Annotated in this window: 13 protein-coding genes; 6 read left to right on the plus strand and 7 right to left on the minus strand. The window is 62.8% G+C overall.

The window, feature by feature from the left end; all coding sequences use genetic code 11:
- Positions 1-18: 18 nt before the first annotated feature.
- Together B0D78_RS07725 and B0D78_RS07730 are read right to left on the minus strand one after the other, a co-directional pair.
- A complete protein-coding gene (locus B0D78_RS07725; protein WP_078016399.1) occupies positions 19-2,196 on the minus strand; it encodes an ABC transporter permease in 2,178 nt (725 codons plus the stop codon).
- 99 nt (positions 2,197-2,295) lie between these two features.
- Positions 2,296-3,294 (minus strand): ABC transporter substrate-binding protein, encoded by a 999-nt coding sequence (locus B0D78_RS07730; RefSeq protein WP_078016411.1) that lies wholly within the window; start codon positions 3,292-3,294, stop codon positions 2,296-2,298.
- 308 nt (positions 3,295-3,602) lie between these two features.
- Between B0D78_RS07730 and B0D78_RS07735 the strand changes: the two genes are divergently transcribed.
- Both B0D78_RS07735 and B0D78_RS07740 read left to right on the plus strand, forming a co-directional pair.
- Positions 3,603-5,918: a hydratase gene (locus tag B0D78_RS07735; protein ID WP_078016400.1), complete on the plus strand. Its 2,316-nt coding sequence runs from the start codon at positions 3,603-3,605 to the stop codon at positions 5,916-5,918.
- A 214-nt stretch (positions 5,919-6,132) separates the two neighbouring features.
- On the plus strand, positions 6,133-7,572 hold the full coding sequence (locus tag B0D78_RS07740) for a methyltransferase domain-containing protein (protein WP_078016401.1): 1,440 nt from the start codon (positions 6,133-6,135) through the stop codon (positions 7,570-7,572).
- Between the two features lie 352 nt (positions 7,573-7,924).
- On the opposite strand, the gene B0D78_RS07745 is transcribed toward B0D78_RS07740, so the two are convergent.
- Positions 7,925-8,803, minus strand: a complete 879-nt coding sequence (locus B0D78_RS07745) for a LysR family transcriptional regulator (RefSeq protein ID WP_078016402.1) — start codon at positions 8,801-8,803, stop codon at positions 7,925-7,927.
- 172 nt (positions 8,804-8,975) lie between these two features.
- On the opposite strand from B0D78_RS07745, the gene B0D78_RS07750 reads away from it, so the two are divergent.
- A complete protein-coding gene (locus B0D78_RS07750; RefSeq protein WP_168170055.1) occupies positions 8,976-9,566 on the plus strand; it encodes a GNAT family N-acetyltransferase in 591 nt (196 codons plus the stop codon).
- Between the two features lie 284 nt (positions 9,567-9,850).
- A complete protein-coding gene (locus B0D78_RS07760; protein WP_078016404.1) occupies positions 9,851-11,035 on the plus strand; it encodes an amidohydrolase in 1,185 nt (394 codons plus the stop codon).
- A 93-nt stretch (positions 11,036-11,128) separates the two neighbouring features.
- Here the strand turns inward: B0D78_RS07760 and B0D78_RS07765 are convergent, their stop codons facing one another.
- A complete protein-coding gene (locus tag B0D78_RS07765) occupies positions 11,129-11,692 on the minus strand; it encodes a J domain-containing protein (protein ID WP_078016405.1) in 564 nt (187 codons plus the stop codon).
- 151 nt (positions 11,693-11,843) lie between these two features.
- Between B0D78_RS07765 and B0D78_RS07770 the strand changes: the two genes are divergently transcribed.
- Entirely contained in the window at positions 11,844-12,608 is a 765-nt protein-coding gene (locus B0D78_RS07770) for a TVP38/TMEM64 family protein (RefSeq protein ID WP_078016406.1), read from the plus strand.
- Between the two features lie 214 nt (positions 12,609-12,822).
- Here the strand turns inward: B0D78_RS07770 and B0D78_RS07775 are convergent, their stop codons facing one another.
- From B0D78_RS07775 to B0D78_RS07785, 3 genes are all read right to left on the minus strand, one after another.
- Entirely contained in the window at positions 12,823-14,169 is a 1,347-nt protein-coding gene (locus B0D78_RS07775) for an ATP-binding protein (RefSeq protein WP_078016413.1), read from the minus strand.
- Positions 14,170-14,385: 216 nt separating this feature from the next.
- Positions 14,386-15,588, minus strand: a complete 1,203-nt coding sequence (locus B0D78_RS07780) for a M20 metallopeptidase family protein (RefSeq protein WP_078016407.1) — start codon at positions 15,586-15,588, stop codon at positions 14,386-14,388.
- Positions 15,589-15,612: 24 nt separating this feature from the next.
- Complete coding sequence (locus B0D78_RS07785) at positions 15,613-16,782, minus strand: hypothetical protein (RefSeq protein ID WP_078016408.1); 1,170 nt, start codon at positions 16,780-16,782, stop codon at positions 15,613-15,615.
- A 516-nt stretch (positions 16,783-17,298) separates the two neighbouring features.
- Between B0D78_RS07785 and B0D78_RS07790 the strand changes: the two genes are divergently transcribed.
- The coding region (locus tag B0D78_RS07790; protein WP_143521727.1) for a helix-turn-helix domain-containing protein at positions 17,299-17,574 on the plus strand (276 nt) is incomplete at its 3' end.

A 17,574-nucleotide genomic window follows, 5' to 3' on the forward strand; every position in this document is an offset into this window, starting at 1 on the left:
TTTACGGCTCAAAGGAACCTAGACCAGGTTCTTTTCCAGGTTTTCGTTTTTGCGCACGATCACGCGCATCAGCCCGAAAGCCGCCAGCACGATGACGATCAGCACCGTGGAGAGCACGCTGGCGTAGCCGAAACGCAGGTTTTCGGAAAAGTTCAGGATCAGCACCGTAAGGTGGTTCCACCTGGCCGAGATCAGGAAGATGATGGCGCTGACGGCGGTCATGGCGCGCACGAAAGTGTAGGAAAGACTCGACAAAAAGGCGGGACGCAGCAGCGGCAGCACGACGGTCTTGAAGACCACGGCGCTGTTCGCGCCCAGATCCTGCGCGGCCTCCTCGATGGACGGGTCGATCTGGCGCAGCGAGGCCACGCCGCCTTCGATGCCCACGGGCAGTTCGCGCACCACGTAGTTGACGACGATGATCGCCCCGGTGCCGACCAGCAGCAGCGGATGCTTGTTGAAGGCGAGGATGTAGCTGATGCCGATCAGAGTCCCCGGCAGCGCGAAGGGAGTCATCAGCAGCGCTTCGAGCAGGCGCTTGCCGTGGAACTTCCGCCGCACGAGGATCACCGCCGCCAGCATCGCCAGCAGACCGGCGATCGGCGTGGCGCAGGATGCCAGCGTCATCGTGTCGGCGAAGGCGTCCTTGGCGCGCGACAGCGCCTCGGCGATGTTGTCGAGCGAGAACGTGTAGTCGATGCCCCAGTTCTTGACGAAGCAGCCGGCCACGATCGTGCCGTAGAGGGCGATCAGGAAGAACGAGATGGCCCACACGCCGGCCGTGAGCGCGCGCTTGCAGCCCGGCGACGTGATCTCGCGCAGGCGGCCCGAGGGCTTGCCCGTCACCGTTACGAACGACGTGCGCGCCACCCAGAAACGCTGCGCGAGAAAAGCCGTCAGCGTCGGCAGCAGAAGCAGCAGCGACAGCGCCGCGCCTTCGCCGAGGCGGTTCATGCCCGTCACCTCGAGATAGGCTTCGACCGACAGCACCTTGAGGCTGCCGGCGAGGATCATCGGATTGGCGAAGTCGGCCAGCGAGTTGGTGAACACCAGCAGCCAGGCGCTGAGGATGCCCGGGGCCGAGAGCGGCAGCGTCACCGTGCGGAACGTCGTCCAGCGCGTGGCGCTGAGGTCGAGCGCCACGTCCTCCAGCGTCGAGTCGATCGCTTCGAGCACGCCCGACAGCGTTAAAAACGCGATCGGGAACATGCCCATCGTCTGCACCACCGTCAGGCCGCCGAGGCCGTAGATGCTCGCGTTCGTCCAGCCCAGCGCCTTGGAGATCAGGCCGTTGTTGCCGAAGAGCAAAATGATCGACAGCGTCAGCGAAAACGGCGGCGAGATCACCGGCAGCGTCGCCATCGCGCTGAGGAACCTGCGCCCCTTCACGTGCGTGCGCGTCAGCACGAAGGCGAAGAGAAAGCCGACCAGCGTCGACAGCGTCGCCGTGCAGACGCCAAGCTTCAGCGATCCGAACAGCGCCTCCAGCGAGCTTTTGCTGGAAAGGACCCCCCGCCACACGCGCAGGTCGAACCGGCCGTCGGGCATGAACGTCAGCCGCACGGCCGCATAAAGCGGATAGACGATAAAGACCAGCGCGATCAGCACCAGCCCAAGCACGGAAAAGCTCAGGAACGAATCGCGGCTGAGACGGCCGATGCACAGCAGCGCCGCGAACAGGCAGAAGCCGCCGACGGCGAACAGCGTCAGCAGATGCTGGTATTTCGCGCCGGAGGCCACGTCGAAGCTGAACAGCGCCACGCCGGAAACGTAACGTTCGGCGTCGTACACGGGCGCGAACAGCAGCTGCCGCGGCGAACCGCCCACCTCGAAGCGCCCGGCGTCGAAGATCTCCTCGTATTCGGCGGACTCGAAACCGCGCCGGAAAAGCGGCGAATCCCTGCGCGTGCCGTAAAATTCCGCCAGTTCCGCGCTGCCGCTCTGCGCCTCGCCCGCGCCGAGCGGGACGTAGAGCAGGTCGAAGCCGCTTTTCTGCTCCTTGAGACGCGCGAGCCAGAGCGCGATCTCCTCCGGCTTTTCCGGCACGCCGGCCAGAGCGCTCTGGATCGCGCTCTTCTGCTGAGACGCCGTCAGCGAGGCGAACGAACCGGAAAGGCTGCTCCACACCCACCAGACGCAGCCGCCGAACAGGATCAGCGCGGCCAGAAGCGGCGGAAGCTTTTTCTTGTACGTCACGGGATCACTTCCTTATTGTATAAAAGCGCGCGACGAACCCGAGATACGAAAGACGGGACAAAGGATTCGCCTTGTCCCGTCACAGCGGTTCGGATTCGATTACTTCGCGTCGGGAACTTCGGCGTTCCAGCGGGCCAGCAGGCGATCCTTGTTGGCGGCGTCCCACACGTCGTCCTGATCGACGAACTTCAGCTCGGAGACTTTCTTGCCGAGCACCGGGATCTCCGCGTCCGCGCCGAGCGGGATCACGTACCAGCCGCCGATGATCTTCTGTCCCTTGGGGCTGAGCACCCAGTCGTAGAGCTTCTTGGCCTCGACCGGTTCGGGCCCGTTCTTGAGCAGCGACATCGAGGCCGTCTCGTAGCCGGCGCCCTCTTCGGGCACGGCCAGCGTCATCGGCGCGCCGTTGACGACCAGCTTGATCAGGTCGTGCAGATAGCCGATGGCGATGGGCACCTCGCCGATCGCGCAGGACTTGCCGGGCGCGGAACCGGACTTGGTGTACTGATCCATGGCGGCGTTCATCTTCTTGAGGAACTCGAAGCCCTTGTCCTCGTCGTTGCCGTTGATGCGGATCACGTTGGTGACCACGTTGTAGCCCGTGCCGGAGGTGGCGGGATTGGCGACGCGCACCATCCCGGCGTACTCGGGCTTGAGCAGGTCGGCCCACTTCGTGGGCGCGGCGACGTTCAGCGCCCTGGCGCGGTCGTTGTTGGTGGCGAAAGCGATGCAGCCGAGGTACAGCCCCGACCAGCAGTTGTCGGGATCGCGGAAACGCGCGGGCACGTTCTCGGCCGCTACGCGCGAGCGGTACGGCGCCGTCAGACCCTTGTTCTTGGCGTTGATGTGCAGCGTGCCGACGCCGCCCACCCAGACCGAAGCCTGCGGGTTCTCCTTCTCCGCCTCGATGCGGGCCACGGCCTCGCCGCTGGCCAGACGCACCCACTCCACCTTGATGCCCGTGTCGGCCTCGAAGGCGTCGAAAATTTCCTTCGCGAAAACTTCTTCCAGCGTCGTGTAGGCGCGCACCTTGTCCGCCGCCAGAGCGGGAACGCAAAGCGCCGTCACGCACAGCAGCGCGGCCAAAAACTTTTTCATGAGATCTCGTCCTTTCGAAAAACAGAAATGGTGTTTGCCCGAAGCGCGCCTCATGGCGGCGCTTCTTGAAACGGAAAACGTTTATCATCACAATGCAAACTAATATTACCATAAACGCGCTAAAAAAACAGGAGATTTTATCGTCGCTGGGCGAGAGATAATATCTCGCCGTAAAAATATTGTTTGTATACGCCTATTCATGCAAAACCATTATGATAAAACATGAAAAATCGTGATTTAATTTTATCGATAAATGCGGTATCCTTGGCTCATCAAGTTCTTATTCTGCGGAGAAAGAGGGGATTCGCATGATTACTTTGATCGACAGGCCGGTGACGCTGTTCGGGGGAACGGCGCTGGTGCCCGAGGCGGAAAAACTCGAGGCGCGGGAACTGAATGCGCGGCTCGCGGAAAAAGGAATTCACTACGGAGGCGCGCTGCCTGTCGGAAGCGGCGAGGGCACGATGGCCCGCCGCATCGTCGCCGCGCACGATTCCGCTCGGGGCGACGGTCTGATGCATTTGAAGTTCGACGCGCTGACTTCGCACGACATCACCTACGTGGCGGCGCTGCAGACGGCCGTCGCCTGCGGGCTGGAGAAGTTCCCCGTGCCCTACGTGCTCACCAACTGCCACAACAGCCTCTGCGCCGTGGGCGGCACGATCAACGAGGACGACCACATGTTCGGCCTTACGGCGGCGCGGAAGTTCGGCGGCATTTTCGTGCCCCGTCACCTGGCCGTGATCCACCAGTACATGCGCGAGGCCGTGGCCAAAAGCGGCGGCATGATCCTCGGCACCGACAGCCACACCCGCTACGGCGCGCTGGGGACGCTGGCCGTCGGCGAAGGCGGGCCGGAAATGGTCAAGCAGCTTCTCGGCCGCACCTACGACTTCGCCTGGCCGGGCGTGATCGCCGTCTATCTGACCGGCGCGCCCCGTCCCGGCGTGGGGCCTCACGACGTGGCGCTGGCGATTTGCGGCGCGGTGTTTAAAAACGGATTCGTGAAAAACAAAGCGATGGAATTCGTCGGCCCCGGCGTCTCCAGCTTGAGCGCCGAGTTCCGCCTCGGCGTCGACGTGATGACCACGGAGACGGCCTGCTGGAGTTCGATCTGGCGCACCGACGAGAAGATCGCAGAATTCTTCCGCGTCCACGGCCGCCCTCAGGACTACGCCCCGCTCGAACCCGACGCGGCGGCCCGTTACGACGGCGCGCTCGTCGTCGACCTGAGCGCCGTCGAGCCGATGATCGCCGTGCCGTTCCATCCCAGCAACGCCTACACCATCGCCGACTTCAAGGCCAACGCCGGCGACATCCTGCGTCAGGCCGAACGGGACGCGCGCGAACTGATGGACAATCCCGAGCTGGACATCGACCTGACCGGCAAGCTGCGCGGCGGAACGTTTCACGTCGAACAGGGCGTGATCTGCGGCTGCGCCGGCGGCAACTTCGAAAACCTCGTCGCCGCGGCGCAGATCCTCGACGGCGGCAGCACCGGCTGCGGCAGCTTCGGCCTCAGCGTCTATCCGTCCAGCATGCCCGTCGGCGAGGCGCTGATGAACGGCGGCTGGATGCAGAAACTACTAAGCGCCGGAGCGGTCAACTATCCGGCCTTCTGCGGCCCCTGCTTCGGCGCCGGCGAAACGCCCTGCAACCAGGGCTTCAGCGTCAGACACACGACGCGCAACTTCCCCAATCGCGAAGGTTCCAAGCCCAACGCCGGCCAGTGGTCGGCCGTGGCCCTCATGGACGCGCGCAGCATCGCCGCCACGGCGGCCAACGGCGGCGTGCTCACCAGCGCTTTCGAGTTCGCCGACCGCCTCGCGGGACACGAGCCGTACGTCTTCGACGGCGAAATTTACGCCAAACGCGTCTATAACGGCTTCGGCAGGCCGCGGCCGGAGACGGCGCTCCGCTACGGCCCCAACATCAAGCCGTGGCCCGAGATCGCCCCGCTGCCGGAGAACCAGCTGCTGCTGGTCGCCTCGGTGATCGACGATCCCGTCACCACCACCGACGAGCTGATCCCTTCCGGCGAAACTTCGTCGCTGCGCAGCAACCCGCTCAAGCTGGCCGAGTTCACGCTGCAGCGCAAGGATCCAAATTACGTGCCCGCGGCCAAGAGGGCGAAAGCGCTCGAAGAAGCGCGCGCCGCGGCGGTGAAAGACGGCGGCGAGATGCCCGCGGAGCTGAAAAAACTGCTCGACCTCGCCGGGATCGCCGCCGAACGCGTCGGCCTCGGCAGCCTCGTCTGCGCCGTCAAACCCGGCGACGGCTCGGCGCGCGAGCAGGCCGCCAGCAGCCAGAAAATGCTGGGCGGCCAGGCCAATGTGGCCCGCGAGTACGCCACCAAACGCTACCGCAGCAACCTCGTCAACTGGGGCATGGCCCCGTGGATCGTCGGCGACGCAGACCGCGCCAAGTTCAAAACCGGCGCCTGGCTTTTCGTCCCCGGCGTGAAGGCGTTCGTGAGCGGCGACGGCACGGAGATCGAAGCCGAACTGCTCGACGGCGGAACGCGCCTCCCCGTGACGCTGTCGCTGCCCGGCGTCACGCGCGGCGAGCGGGACATGCTCCTCGCCGGCTGTCTGATGAACGCCTACCGCGCCGAGAAAAAATAGCCAAACGAACAAAAACGAAAGGATCCGCGTGGACTCTTTGAATTAAGAAGTCCGTGCGGATCCTTTTCTCGATCGGCCGTAGCCGATTTCAGGCGAAAACGTCCCTTTTCGACGTCATAATATTAGCTTGACAAATATTAAATTCATATGCTAGGCTTTTAATTGAAAATTTTCGACGAAGGAGCGTCCCTTCGGAAAGGAGGCGGAAGACGCCATGGGACCTGCGAAAAGCGGATTGCTCCGGTATTACCGCATCCTGCGCGCCCATCAGGAAGCGCAGCTGCTCTTTGCGGCGCTGCGTCTGGACGTTTTTTCCCATCTCGACCAGCCGGCGGCGGCCGAAGCGGTCGCCAAAGAGCTGCGAGTTGAAACGGAGCGGATCGGGCCGCTGCTTCTGGCGCTGAGTTCCTGCGGTTTCGTCGCCAAGCAGGGGGAGTTCTACGTGAACGCGCCGGAAACGCGGGAGTTCCTATCCCGCGCCGGCCGGCTCTTTCTGGGCGACATATTGCTGTTTCGCGAAAAGATGACCTCTCTGGCCGATCTGGAAGAACGCGTGCGATCCGCCGCGCCGAAGCGCGGCGCGCCCTGCGATTTCGCGGAGCTGGCGAAACTGGCTGTTCCCGAAATGTACGCGACGGGGCGCGTGGAAGCCTTTCTCAAGAAGATGGACGCGCTCTATCCTGAGCGGAACCGGCCGCTGCGCCTGCTGGACCTGGGCGGCGGCGCGGGGATCATGGCCATAGAGTTCGCCAAGCGTTTCCCCCGCGGCAACGCCGTCGTTTTCGAGACGCCGCTCGTGGCGCCGCTGGCGGAAGAAACGATACGCCGGAGCGGCGCCGACGGGCGCGTCGGCGTCAGAAGCGGCGATTTTAATATAGATCCGCTGGGCGGCCCCTTTGACCTCGTCGTCGCCTCGGGCATCCTGAATTTCGTGGAAGGCCCTCTGCCCCGTTTTCTCGCCAGAGTCGCGGCGTCTCTGGCCGAAGGCGGACATCTGCTCGTCGTCGGGGCCTATGCGGAAAACGAAGGGGAAGCTCCGCCCAACGCGCTCGCCTGGCTGCCCGCTTTCCTTGGCGGCGCGCCGCTGCCGCCGAGCCGGAAGGAGATCGCGGCGGCAGCGCGGGAAGCGGGGCTCGAGCCGGCCGGTCTCTTCGACGGCGGCATGTTCGAAGGCCGTCTGTACCGCAAAGGCGGCGCAGAAACCGGCGTGCGTTCCGACGACGTGGTCCGCGCTTTTATCGAACTGACGGAGCGGATCGCCAACGGCAAGACGAACGTCCTTGATTTCGGCAGCGAGGAAATGACGTTCTACCGCGGCGAGATCCACATGATCAAGATGATCGGCGACGTCCCTGGCATCCACAGCGCCGAGCTGGCCCGCCGCTTCGGCATCACCCCGCCGGTCGTCCACAAGACGCTGCAGAAACTGAGCGAGCGCGGCCTGATCCGCAAAGAGGACGATCCCGACGACAAAAAGCGCTTCCTCCTCCATCTGACGGGAAAAGGACAACGGGCCTACCGCGCCCACGAAAAGTACCACGACGAGAACGATCGGGCGCTTTTCGATTTCCTCGCCGAAATGCCGGAAGAACGGCTGGCCGACGTGAAAGGCTTTCTCGACCGCGCTATCGGTCTGATCAGGAACCACGCCTGAGTCGCCGAACAAAAAACATTTACGGGACGCGAGGAAAACATGGAGACGCCGGAGACGGGAAAGTTTCCGCCGTCAAGAAGCCAGACGCCAAGACGCGGCGCTGATAAGACGTGCAAACGTTTTATCGCTGCCGTGTCTTTTTTTCGATCTGGCCGGAAGGAGAATCGGCAATGGAAGGAGATTCGTTCGTCAGGAAAGTCAAACGGAAGAGCCGCGCGGACTGTGCTGGACCTGATCCCGCGTTTTTTGACCGTTTACACGGCTGGTCATAGCGGGGACTTTGGGGGGCGCTTTTGTCATTCGGCGTTTCAATCAAGAAACAGTATCAGGATATTGCGGCTGGACGGGAAAATCAATTTTCGCTCCGCTGGCCCCGTTCGCGCAGAAAATCCCAGAAGGCTCTGACGGCGCGAAGCTGCAGCGAGGCGGCGCGGCAGTAAGCCCGCGTGTCGCGGCGCAGTTCGCGTTTGCCGGAAGCGAAAACGAGCCGCGCGCGGAACAGATCCGGGCAGTCCTGTACGTCGAGCCCGGAAAGCAGGCTGTAGCCCAGCCCGTGCCGCACCATCTGCACGCAGATGTCGGAACGGTCGACGACGGTGGAAACGCGCGGCGGCCGGCGGTAGCGCTCCGTCCACCAGCGGTGCAGTTCAGCTTCCAGCGGCGCGTCGGTGGTGATGCGGATCTGGGGCAGGTCGGGCAGGCGCTCCAGCTCGACGGGCGCGGCGCTGACGATATAATAGTAAGGATCGGCGTCGAGGGGCAAACTTTCTTCCGGCCAATCGAACGTTCCGCGCACGATGGCCACGTGGACTTCACCCGCGCTCAGTCGGCGCGCCTGAGCGGCGCTGTGTCCGGTGACGACGTGGACGTCCGCGCCGCGGCAGCGGGCGGAGAATTCTTTGAGGATCCCCGGCAGGCAGGCTCGCGCGTAGGCGTTGGCGCAGGCCAGGCGGATCGTGCCGCGCACGTCGGCGCCGCGGTTGTCGATGTATTCGCGCAGCGCCTGCAAACGCTGCAGTTCCTCGGCGGCGTAACGGGCCAGCGCTTCGCCTTCGGCGCTCAGCTCGACGCCGCGCGCTCCGCGGACGACGATAGCGCAGTTCAGCTCCCGCTCGATCTGCTGGATGCGCCGCGTCACGGCCGGCTGGGTGACGTACAGCCTCTGCGCCGCGCGCGTGAGATTTTTTTCCGCCGCCAGCGCCGTCAGCAGTGTCCAATCCTTCTCGTTCATGCACCTCGCCTCCTTTTTTCCGCTTCATTGTAGCAGTCTTTCCTCCAAACGGCGCTATTGCGCCAAACGGAAAAGAAGAATGACGTCGGCATGGGGACGCGCCGCGCCCGGTTCCCTTCCGCGTCCTTTCGTGCTAAACTGGGCGCAGTCTGCGAAGGGGGGCGAGCTCCGCATGATACGAAGAGCGACGGGACGCGACATCGACGCGGTGCAGCAGATCTACATGGAGCTGTTCGCCTGGGAGCGCCGTCACGAGGCGTACTCCAAATGGGTGTCGGGCGTTTATCCCGACCGCACGACGGTGCGCCGCGCCGTCGCCAAGCAGGAAATGTACGCGCTCTGGGACGAGAAGGGCGAGGGCAAAAAAATTTACGCGGCCATGGCGATCAGCCGGGAGCAGCCCGAGGACTACGCCCGCGTGAACTGGAAGTTCCGCGCTCTGCCGCGGTCGGTTGTGGTTGTGCGGGCGCTGTGCGTTTCGCCGCTGCGCTTTCGCGAAGGGCTGGGCACGCAGATGATGCACTTCGTCATGGAGACGGCTTCCCGCATGCGCTGCCGTGCCGTGAGATTCGACGTGTGGTCGGGCAACGTGCCCGCCGTGAGTCTGTGCGAAAAGCTGGGCTTCCGTTGCGCCGGCAGAAAGAACGCGGTGCGCTTCGGAGCCGGAGCCGACGAGCGGGCCTATTACGAATGGGCGCCCGCGGGCGGCGAAGGAAACGGGACCGGAAGGGCCTCCTTCGTGGGTTCGCGGGGAAACGCCTGAAAAAGGCTCGCCATGCCATAACGTTCCGCATCGGGCGTTCGCCGGGGCGGATCGGGTGCTGGCTGCGACGAAAACGACAAAACCGCGCTCCGAAATTTTGTTTTTCGGGGCGCGGTTTTTTGCGCGGCGGAACGGCCTCTGCCGCCGATGAAGAACTCGGCGCCGGCATGGCTTTTTCGATTGCGGAATTGAAGGGGAGCGTGTAGAATAACGACACTGGGCTGAAACAAAAATTTAAATACGATCGGATAATCTTTAAGAGTTTATTTTAAGGAGGCTGGGTGATGGATCCGAAACAGAAAATTGCCGCTGCGGTGGAACGTCTTGCCCCCGAGCTGATCGCGCTGAGCCATGAGGTGCACGCTCATCCCGAGCTGGGCATGCGGGAACGCCAGGCCGTGGCCTGGCAGAAGACGCTGCTGGAAAAATACGGCTTCGTCGTCGAAAATCCCTGCTGCGGGCTCGACACGGCATACCGCGCCGTTAAGGGCACGCCGGGCAAAGGGCCGCAGATCGGCTTTCTGTCCGAATACGACGCGCTCAACGGCCTTGGTCACGCCTGCGGACACAACATGATCTGCGCGGCCTCCTGCGGCGCGGCCATCGCGCTGGCCGAAGCGCTGGAAGGCAGGGAGGGCGCGGTCGTCCTCTTCGGCACGCCGGCCGAGGAGACGAGCGGCGGCAAGATCGCCATGGCCGACGCCGGGGCGTTCGACGGGCTCGACTGCGCCATGATGTTCCATCCCAGTCCCAGCGAAAATCTCGTCGGCGCCGGCAGCCTGGCCGTCACCGACGTGTTCGTCGAGTTTCACGGCACGTCGGCCCATTCCTCGCGTCCCGCTCTCGGCGTCAACGCGCTGACCTCGACGCTGCACCTGTTTGCGGCCGTCAACGCCCAGCTCCATCTCTGGCCCAACAAGAGCAAGATCAACGGCATCATCACCGCCGGCGGCACGGCCCCGAACATCATCCCCGAGTTCAGCGCCTGCGCGTTCTCCATTCGCGCCGAGAAGCTGAACCAGCTCAGGCCGATGTACGCCGATTTCGAGCGTCTGGCGCGGGCCGCTGCGGCCATGACCGGAGCGGAGCTGAAGATCGCCCATACGCCGTTCTGCTCCGAGCGCTATCCGAACCGGCCGCTGGACGAGACTTTCAAGGCCAACATGGAAGCGCTGGGCGAGCCCATGTCATGGCCCGAGCCCGACCGCATGAGCGGCTCGTCGGACATCGGCAACGTGTCGGTGCGCACGCCGTCGATCCATCCCTATCTGTCGCTGCACGCGCCTGGCGTCGGCGGCCACACGCCCGAGCTGCGCGAAGCCGCCGTGTCTCGCCGCGCCGACGAGGTGGTGCTGCTGGCCGCCAAGGGGCTGGCCATGACCGGCCTCGACGTGTTCCAGTCGCCGGAGCTGCGCGCCGCGATGAAGGCCGATTTCGAGCGGAACGCCCTGCCGAACAAGGCGTGCTGAATCTTTGAGAAGCGCGGCGATCTTGTGAGCGGCCAACATCGTCGCGACAGCGCCGGAAAATGATTTGCCGGCGCTGCCGTGACGATTTATAATTCAATGGGTGAGGATTTCGTAAGCTTGGTCGATCTGCGCCAGCCGCCGTTCGCCGGTTCCGTCGGGGGCGGCGCCGGACGCGGGACGATCGGCATGTTCCGCGGCGACGAGCTCGCGATAGCGCCTTTTGATGTCGCTTTGCGAAGCGTCGCTGCCGAGGCCGAAAATCCCCAGCGCCCACCGGCGCGAAGCGAAGCGCGGCGCCCCGGCGTCGAATTTTTCTTCGGGAGCGCGCGGCACTGGGGAGGCGCCGCCGCTTTTGCGGGGCGGCGAAGTTCCGGCGCACGCGTTGAGCAGGGAGATGCCGACCCAAACGCCGGCGGCGGCGATGAGCAGCCACATGACGACGGTGCCGACGACGCCGAAAAGGGCGAAAAAGCCGCGGCAGAGCTTCCAGGCGAGTCCGAGCAGGCCGAAGAGCCCGTCGACGACGATCAGATGAAGCAGGCGGAACGGCAGCTTGACCAGGAACCAGACGAGGCTGAAAAAAACGCTCACGAGCGTGGGGATCAGCCAGAGAACGAAGAGCACGCCGACGATGCCGCCGAGGAGTCCAAGACGCATCAAGGGAACCACTCCTTTGGAGGAGACTAAGGGAAACGGCCTCTATTGTAGCGTAAAGTGGAACGAAAAAGAATCTTTCCGGCCGGCGCAGCGGCGGTTTGCCGCCGCCCGCATCGGGATGATGGCGCGTATCTGAACGGAGGATGCCCCGGTGAACAAAAGAGAGTTCCTCGCCCTGCTGCGGCGCAAGGCGGCGGGATTGGCGGCGGTGGTCGTGGCGGCTTGCGCGATCGCGGCGGCGATGTTCGCCGTGTATGAGGCGGCGTTGTGGCTGCTGCCCGAAGATGTTGCCGGGCGATGGCAGTCGTTCGTCGGGCAGTTTTTCGCCGATCCGCGGAGTTTTCGCGACCTGCTGCGGCGCAAGGGCGGGGCGGCGCCGTGGTTTTTTGTCGGCGTACAGGTGCTGCAAGTGTTGTTCGCGCCGATCCCCGGCCAGGCAGTGGCGCTGGCCGGCGGTTTCGTGTTCGGCTTCTGGAAAGGCTGGGCGCTGACGACGCTGGGACTGGCGCTGGGCAGTCTGCTCGCCATGCTGTTGGCGCGTCTGCTGGGAGAGAGATTCGTGCGCCGCCTTGTGCCCGACGGCGTGATGAAGCGTTTCGACTCGCTGCTGACGAAAGGCGGCTACACGATGTTCTTCATGATCTTCCTGCTGCCGGCGCTGCCCGACGACGCGGTGTGCTTCATCGCCGGCATGACGAAACTGAGACTGCTGCCGCTGTCGCTGGTCTGCCTGCTGGGGCGCGCTCCCGGCATGGCGGTGCTGTCGCTGCTGGGGTCCGAGCTGACCTCGGGGCTGACGGTGGGCGTGAAGGTCCTGTTCACGGCGCTGATGGTCCTTTCGATCCCGCTGTGGATCTTCTGGGAGATCATCGAAGAAAAGATCCGCGCGTTGGTCATGAAGCCGCGCCGGAAGTAACGCCTTGCGGAGCGATACTTCCGAGACAGACACGTCGGCTTCGCCCCTTGTCCGAAAACGGGGCTCGGTCAATCGCGCCGAGGTCGTTGCGCTCTGCGAGGAAACGCCGCTTTATCTCAGGCTGCACTCGACCGATTTTAAAACGACGTCGGACGCTGGCTGGCTCATGCAGCCGTCGTCCGACGTCGTTTATTTACGGCACTCTGGCTTTGCTTCAAAGGAAGATCGACATGTACAGAGGCGCATGGACGACGCCGTCTTTGACCATCACGTCTTTGGGATACAGCACGTAGCCCTGGCCGAGCCGGCCTCTGAATTTCTTCATGAATTTATCGAGCGAGGAGTGTTTGCGGTAGGCGGCGGACTTGACTTCAACGGGACAGATTTTCCGGTCGCGGCGAATCAGAAAATCGATTTCCATGTGGTTTTCGCGGTGATCCGTGTCCGCTCTCGAATAAAAGAACAGTTTGTGTCCGGCGCTGCGGAACGTTTGGGCGACGGCATTCTCCATGACCATGCCTTCATTGACGTTGATCTTGTCGAAAAGGATGTCCCGGTACAGCCGGTTGTCCGCGAAGGAGTCGTCCACGAAGGTCTGAGTCACCAGCAGTCCCGTGTCGGCCATGTAGCATTTCTGCGTCGTGTGATCGCGGCTCAGCGACAGTCCTACCGTCGGATCGGTGGCGTTGACGCACGTGTTGACGATCATGGCTTCGCTGAGCCAGACGAACGCGTCTTCATATTCTCGGAAACGCGCCTTTTTGTTCAGCGACGTCAGACGGTATTTTTTGTCCTTTTTTGACAGCTGTCCGGGAATCTCGTCGAAAATGGCGTAGACTCGGCTTTCATAGCCTCGGGCGAATTTCGAGACGTCTTCGCGGTACAGATTGAGGATCCTTTTTTTGATCCGGTCAGCCTGCGCGAAATCTTTGTTCCCTGCGTATGCGGCGACGGCTTGCGGCATCCCTCCGACCAGCATGTACTGGCGGAAATCGTTCATGATCTTGCGGTGCAGCGCCTGTCCTACCGGCGTCAGGGTGTCAAAACGCTCTTTCAGGAACGGGATGGTCGTTTCGTCTCCCAGCGCCCAGAGAAACTCCTCGAAGTCCAGCGGGAACATCTCGAGATGCTCCTCTTCCGAGGGGATGACGATGTCCCGCACGTTTTGTTTCAGCGTCAGCAGCGAACCGGTCTCGATGTAATCGTATCGTCCGTCCTGCACGAGGTACTTGACGAGCTGGCGCGCGGACGGGCACATCTGCACTTCGTCGAAGATCAGCGCCGAATCGCGCTCGTGCAAAGGCGTTCCATAGTAGGCGGACAGCTTGCCGAACAACAGGTCCAGGTCGTCCGCGTCTTCGTCGAAGAGATCTTTGATCGTCTGCGGCGCTTTGGCGAAGTCGATGAGAATATACGAACGGTACTCGCTCCTCGCAAATTTTTCGGCGATATAGCTCTTGCCGACACGCCGGGCGCCGTCGATCAGAAGCGCGCTGGCGCCGCAGTCGCGGCGCTTCCACTCGAGCATCCGGTCATAAATTTTTCGTCTGATGTCCGCCATGATTTCCTCCTTCCACACGTCGCTGTTTAAAAGCGAGCAGTCGTTGTGCATCACGAAAAGGCACTTTGTTTGTTCCCATTTTATCACGAAAAGGCACTTTATAGATGGCAGTTTTCTCACGAAAAGGCAGGTAACACTATGGGACGCACGGCGCGAGGCTGCCTTTTGACCCGCTTGAGAGCGGGAAAAAAGGCAGCCTCGCACTGCATTCATGCTTTATTTCGTTTTCGCTTCCAGAAATTTGCACGCCGTGGCGACGACGGCGGCGGCGCAGGTTTTGAGGATGGCGTCATTGGTGCGGAACTGGGGCGAGTGGTGGGCGGCGGCGTAGGGCGTGCCGGGGCCGCCCATGCCGACGTTGAAGTAGACGGACGGGCGTTCGGCGGAGTAGAAGTTGAAGTCGTCGGAGCCGGAGGAGATGGGGACGCGCTTCACTTTTTCGGCGCCGAGCAGTTCGCCGGCCGCCTCTTCGAGCAGCTGGCACATGGCTTCGTCGTTGACGATGCTGGGATAGACGGGGATGAAGCGGAAATCGGTGCGGCAGCGCATGGCCAGGCCGACGCCCTTGGCGATGCGTTCGATGCGTTCGGGCAGTGCGGCGCGGATATCGGGGTTGGTGGTGCGGATGTTGCCGGTGATCTCGCACTTTTCGGGGATGACGTTGACGGCGCTGCCGCTTTTGAGCGTGCCGATGCTGACGACGACGCGCTCTCCGGGCGGGATCTCGCGGCTGACGACGGTCTGCAGGGCGCAGATGATCTGCGCGGCGGCGACGGTGGGGTCGACGGCGTCCTGCGGGCGGCTGCCGTGGCCGCCCTTGCCGATGACGTCGAGTTCCCAGATGTCGCCGGAAGTGGTGGCGGCCCCGGGCGTGAACTGGATCTCGCTTTCGGGCGCACCGGCGCGCACGTGATAGCCGATGACGGCGTCGACGCCGTCGAGCATGCCTTCTGCGATGAGGGCTTTGGCGCCGGGCGCTGTGGCCTGCTCTTCCGAAGGCTGGAACATGAGGCGAACGCGGCCGGGCAGCTCTTTTTCGAGCGCCTTGAAGATTTTGGCCGCGCCCAGCAGCGAGGCGGCGTGGGCGTCGTGCCCGCAGGCGTGCATGACGCCGGGCACGGCGGAGGCGTATTCCAGATCGTTGTCTTCGCGCGCCACGGCCAGCGCGTCAATGTCGGCGCGGACGGCCACGCAGGGGCCGGGCGAGTCGGGGTTGACGTCGCAGACGATGCCGCACCGCGTGCCGGCGAAGCCGCGGCGGAAAACGGCGCAGCCGAGATTTTTCAGCTCGCGTTCGATCGCGTCGGTGGTGCGCACTTCCTGCCAGCCCAGTTCGGGGTGGCGGTGGAGCTCGCGGCGGAACGCGGTCATTTCGCCTTCGGCCTGAGCGGCCAGCGCGAGGATCTTCGCTTTGTCCATGATTTTATTCTTCCTTTCTCGAGATCACATGAAGTTGACCAGGAACCCGGCCAGAAACACCGAGGCGATGGTCACGGTCGTGAAGCCGGAAACAAGCATCTGCGGCATGATACGGCTTTCGATGAACTCCTTTTCCGCGGGCGTGTCGCCGAAGCTGCGCGACACTTCGTCGGCGACGATGTAGGTGCCGGGGAAGCCGATCAGGCAGCAGGCGCCGATGGCCAGCGTCATGTCGAACGAACTTTTCGCGAAACGGCTGATCAGGTACGCCGAGGCGACCAAACCGATCACGGCGGCGGCGAAGGACACGGCGATCGGGTAAAAGAGCGACAGCACCATCTGCGGCGTGGCCTTGCTGAGGTTGACGTACGTGGGCAAAAGCATGATGAACATGGAGAGGCCGCTGGAGGCGGCGATGTCGAGGATGCGGCCCTCGAGGAAGCCCAGCTCGTACGCGGCGACGCCGAAGACGAGCGCCATCACGAAGGGATGGACGCGGTTGCCGGTCGCCTGCGCGGCGGCGACGGCCAGAGCGGCGACGAGAAAACTCTTGCACAGCAGCACGAACGGCGTGCGCAGCTTTTTCGGCAGTTCGGGGATCAGCTTTTTGCGCTCGCCCTTTTCAGCTTCGGTTTCCGCGACCTGCCCGCCGGCGGCGAAGGCGGCTTTGAGGCGGCGCGCTTCGCGGCGCAGGCAGAAACTGGCGATGGGCACGCCGATGAACCCTTGCAGGATCAAGAGCATCGTGATGAACACGAGGATGTCGTTCAGCCCTTTTGCCTGGGCGGCTTCGCTCATGATCAGCATGGCCACGTTGCCGCCGGAGATGGGGCCCGTGGCGGTGAGAGCGAAGTTCATGCCGATCAGCGGACTTCCGATCAGGATCACGGCGGCCGAGGCGGCGCACATCGTCGCCAGCGCGATCAGCACGGTGCGGTACTGCGCCAGCATGGCCCGGCCGTCGATCATCGTGCCCATGTGCACCATCAGCACGGGAATGAACGTCATCGCCAGGCTCATCAGGCCCGTAGTCTTGAACAAGTCCGCGGGCATCCCCAGCCAGAAAGCGGCGAGGATCATGGCCGAGGAGACGAAACGCATGGAAACGAGCGCCCGGGTGCGCGAGGCGATCAGATCGCCGACGGTGAAGAAGCCGAGAACGACGAGAATCGACTGAAGCTGAGTGAACTGCATGACAAAAACCTCCCTGAGATGAACGGGATCCCGCGGGGATCCGTGAAGTCCGGCCGACGACGGCCGACGAGTTCCGCACGCTGCGCTGTTCGCTTTGTTTGAGCCGCCAACCGGGCTCCATGGACATCCCCCCTTTCCGGACGCCGAGCATAAAATAAAAAGAGCCGGTCCCCGCGTGAATGGGAACCGGCTCTTCGTATCCGGACGGATTTATTCAGACCGCAGCACGACAGCGCGTCGGTCCTCGTCGAAGAGAGTCCCCACGCTGCGCCACCACATGCCGTTGTCAAAGCTGTTTGGGATGGTTGCCGAGATCATGAAAATCCACGCCTTTGCGAAAGATTGGAAATCGCTTGAGGCATCTTATAGCACGGAAATTATTCGCTGTCAAGGACGAAATGAGACGAAAGCGGCGGAAAAGCGTTCGTGAAATTCTTCAAGGTAAATGCAACGCAACATCCGGTACCCCGTTGCATTAAATCTGAATTAAAAGGAGCTTGCATTTAGTCTGAATTGATGAAAGACCTTTCTTACGAGACAACAGATCTCGGAAAGGAGTTCATCATCATGAACAAACATTTGACTCTGGCTGAAAGAAAAGCCATTGAAAGCGCCCTCAACCGGCGAGAATCTCTCAGAAGTATTGCCTCAACAGTTCTGAAGTCGCCGAGTACGATCTCCAGAGAGATCAGAAAACATGCAGAGACTGTCTTCAAAGGCTGTTATGGCCGGACAGCAAACTGCTGCCTTCACCGGTATGACTGCTCCGTTACTTCCCTTTGTAACACCTCT

The organism is Pyramidobacter sp. C12-8, from assembly GCF_002007215.1.
In the GTDB taxonomy this organism is placed as follows: domain Bacteria; phylum Synergistota; class Synergistia; order Synergistales; family Dethiosulfovibrionaceae; genus Pyramidobacter.

Bases quoted from the DNA above. Each gene is read 5' to 3' on its own strand.
- B0D78_RS07745 (WP_078016402.1), bottom strand. From the start codon at position 8,803: ATGAACGAGAAGGATTGGACACTGCTGACGGCGCTGGCGGCGGAAAAA.
- B0D78_RS07775 (WP_078016413.1), bottom strand. From the start codon at position 14,169: ATGGCGGACATCAGACGAAAAATTTATGACCGGATGCTCGAGTGGAAG.
- B0D78_RS07730 (WP_078016411.1), bottom strand. From the start codon at position 3,294: ATGAAAAAGTTTTTGGCCGCGCTGCTGTGCGTGACGGCGCTTTGCGTT.
- B0D78_RS07735 (WP_078016400.1), top strand. From the start codon at position 3,603: ATGATTACTTTGATCGACAGGCCGGTGACGCTGTTCGGGGGAACGGCG.
- B0D78_RS07750 (WP_168170055.1), top strand. From the start codon at position 8,976: ATGATACGAAGAGCGACGGGACGCGACATCGACGCGGTGCAGCAGATC.
- B0D78_RS07780 (WP_078016407.1), bottom strand. From the start codon at position 15,588: ATGGACAAAGCGAAGATCCTCGCGCTGGCCGCTCAGGCCGAAGGCGAA.
- B0D78_RS07765 (WP_078016405.1), bottom strand. From the start codon at position 11,692: ATGCGTCTTGGACTCCTCGGCGGCATCGTCGGCGTGCTCTTCGTTCTC.
- B0D78_RS07760 (WP_078016404.1), top strand. From the start codon at position 9,851: ATGGATCCGAAACAGAAAATTGCCGCTGCGGTGGAACGTCTTGCCCCC.
- B0D78_RS07785 (WP_078016408.1), bottom strand. From the start codon at position 16,782: ATGCAGTTCACTCAGCTTCAGTCGATTCTCGTCGTTCTCGGCTTCTTC.
- B0D78_RS07740 (WP_078016401.1), top strand. From the start codon at position 6,133: ATGGGACCTGCGAAAAGCGGATTGCTCCGGTATTACCGCATCCTGCGC.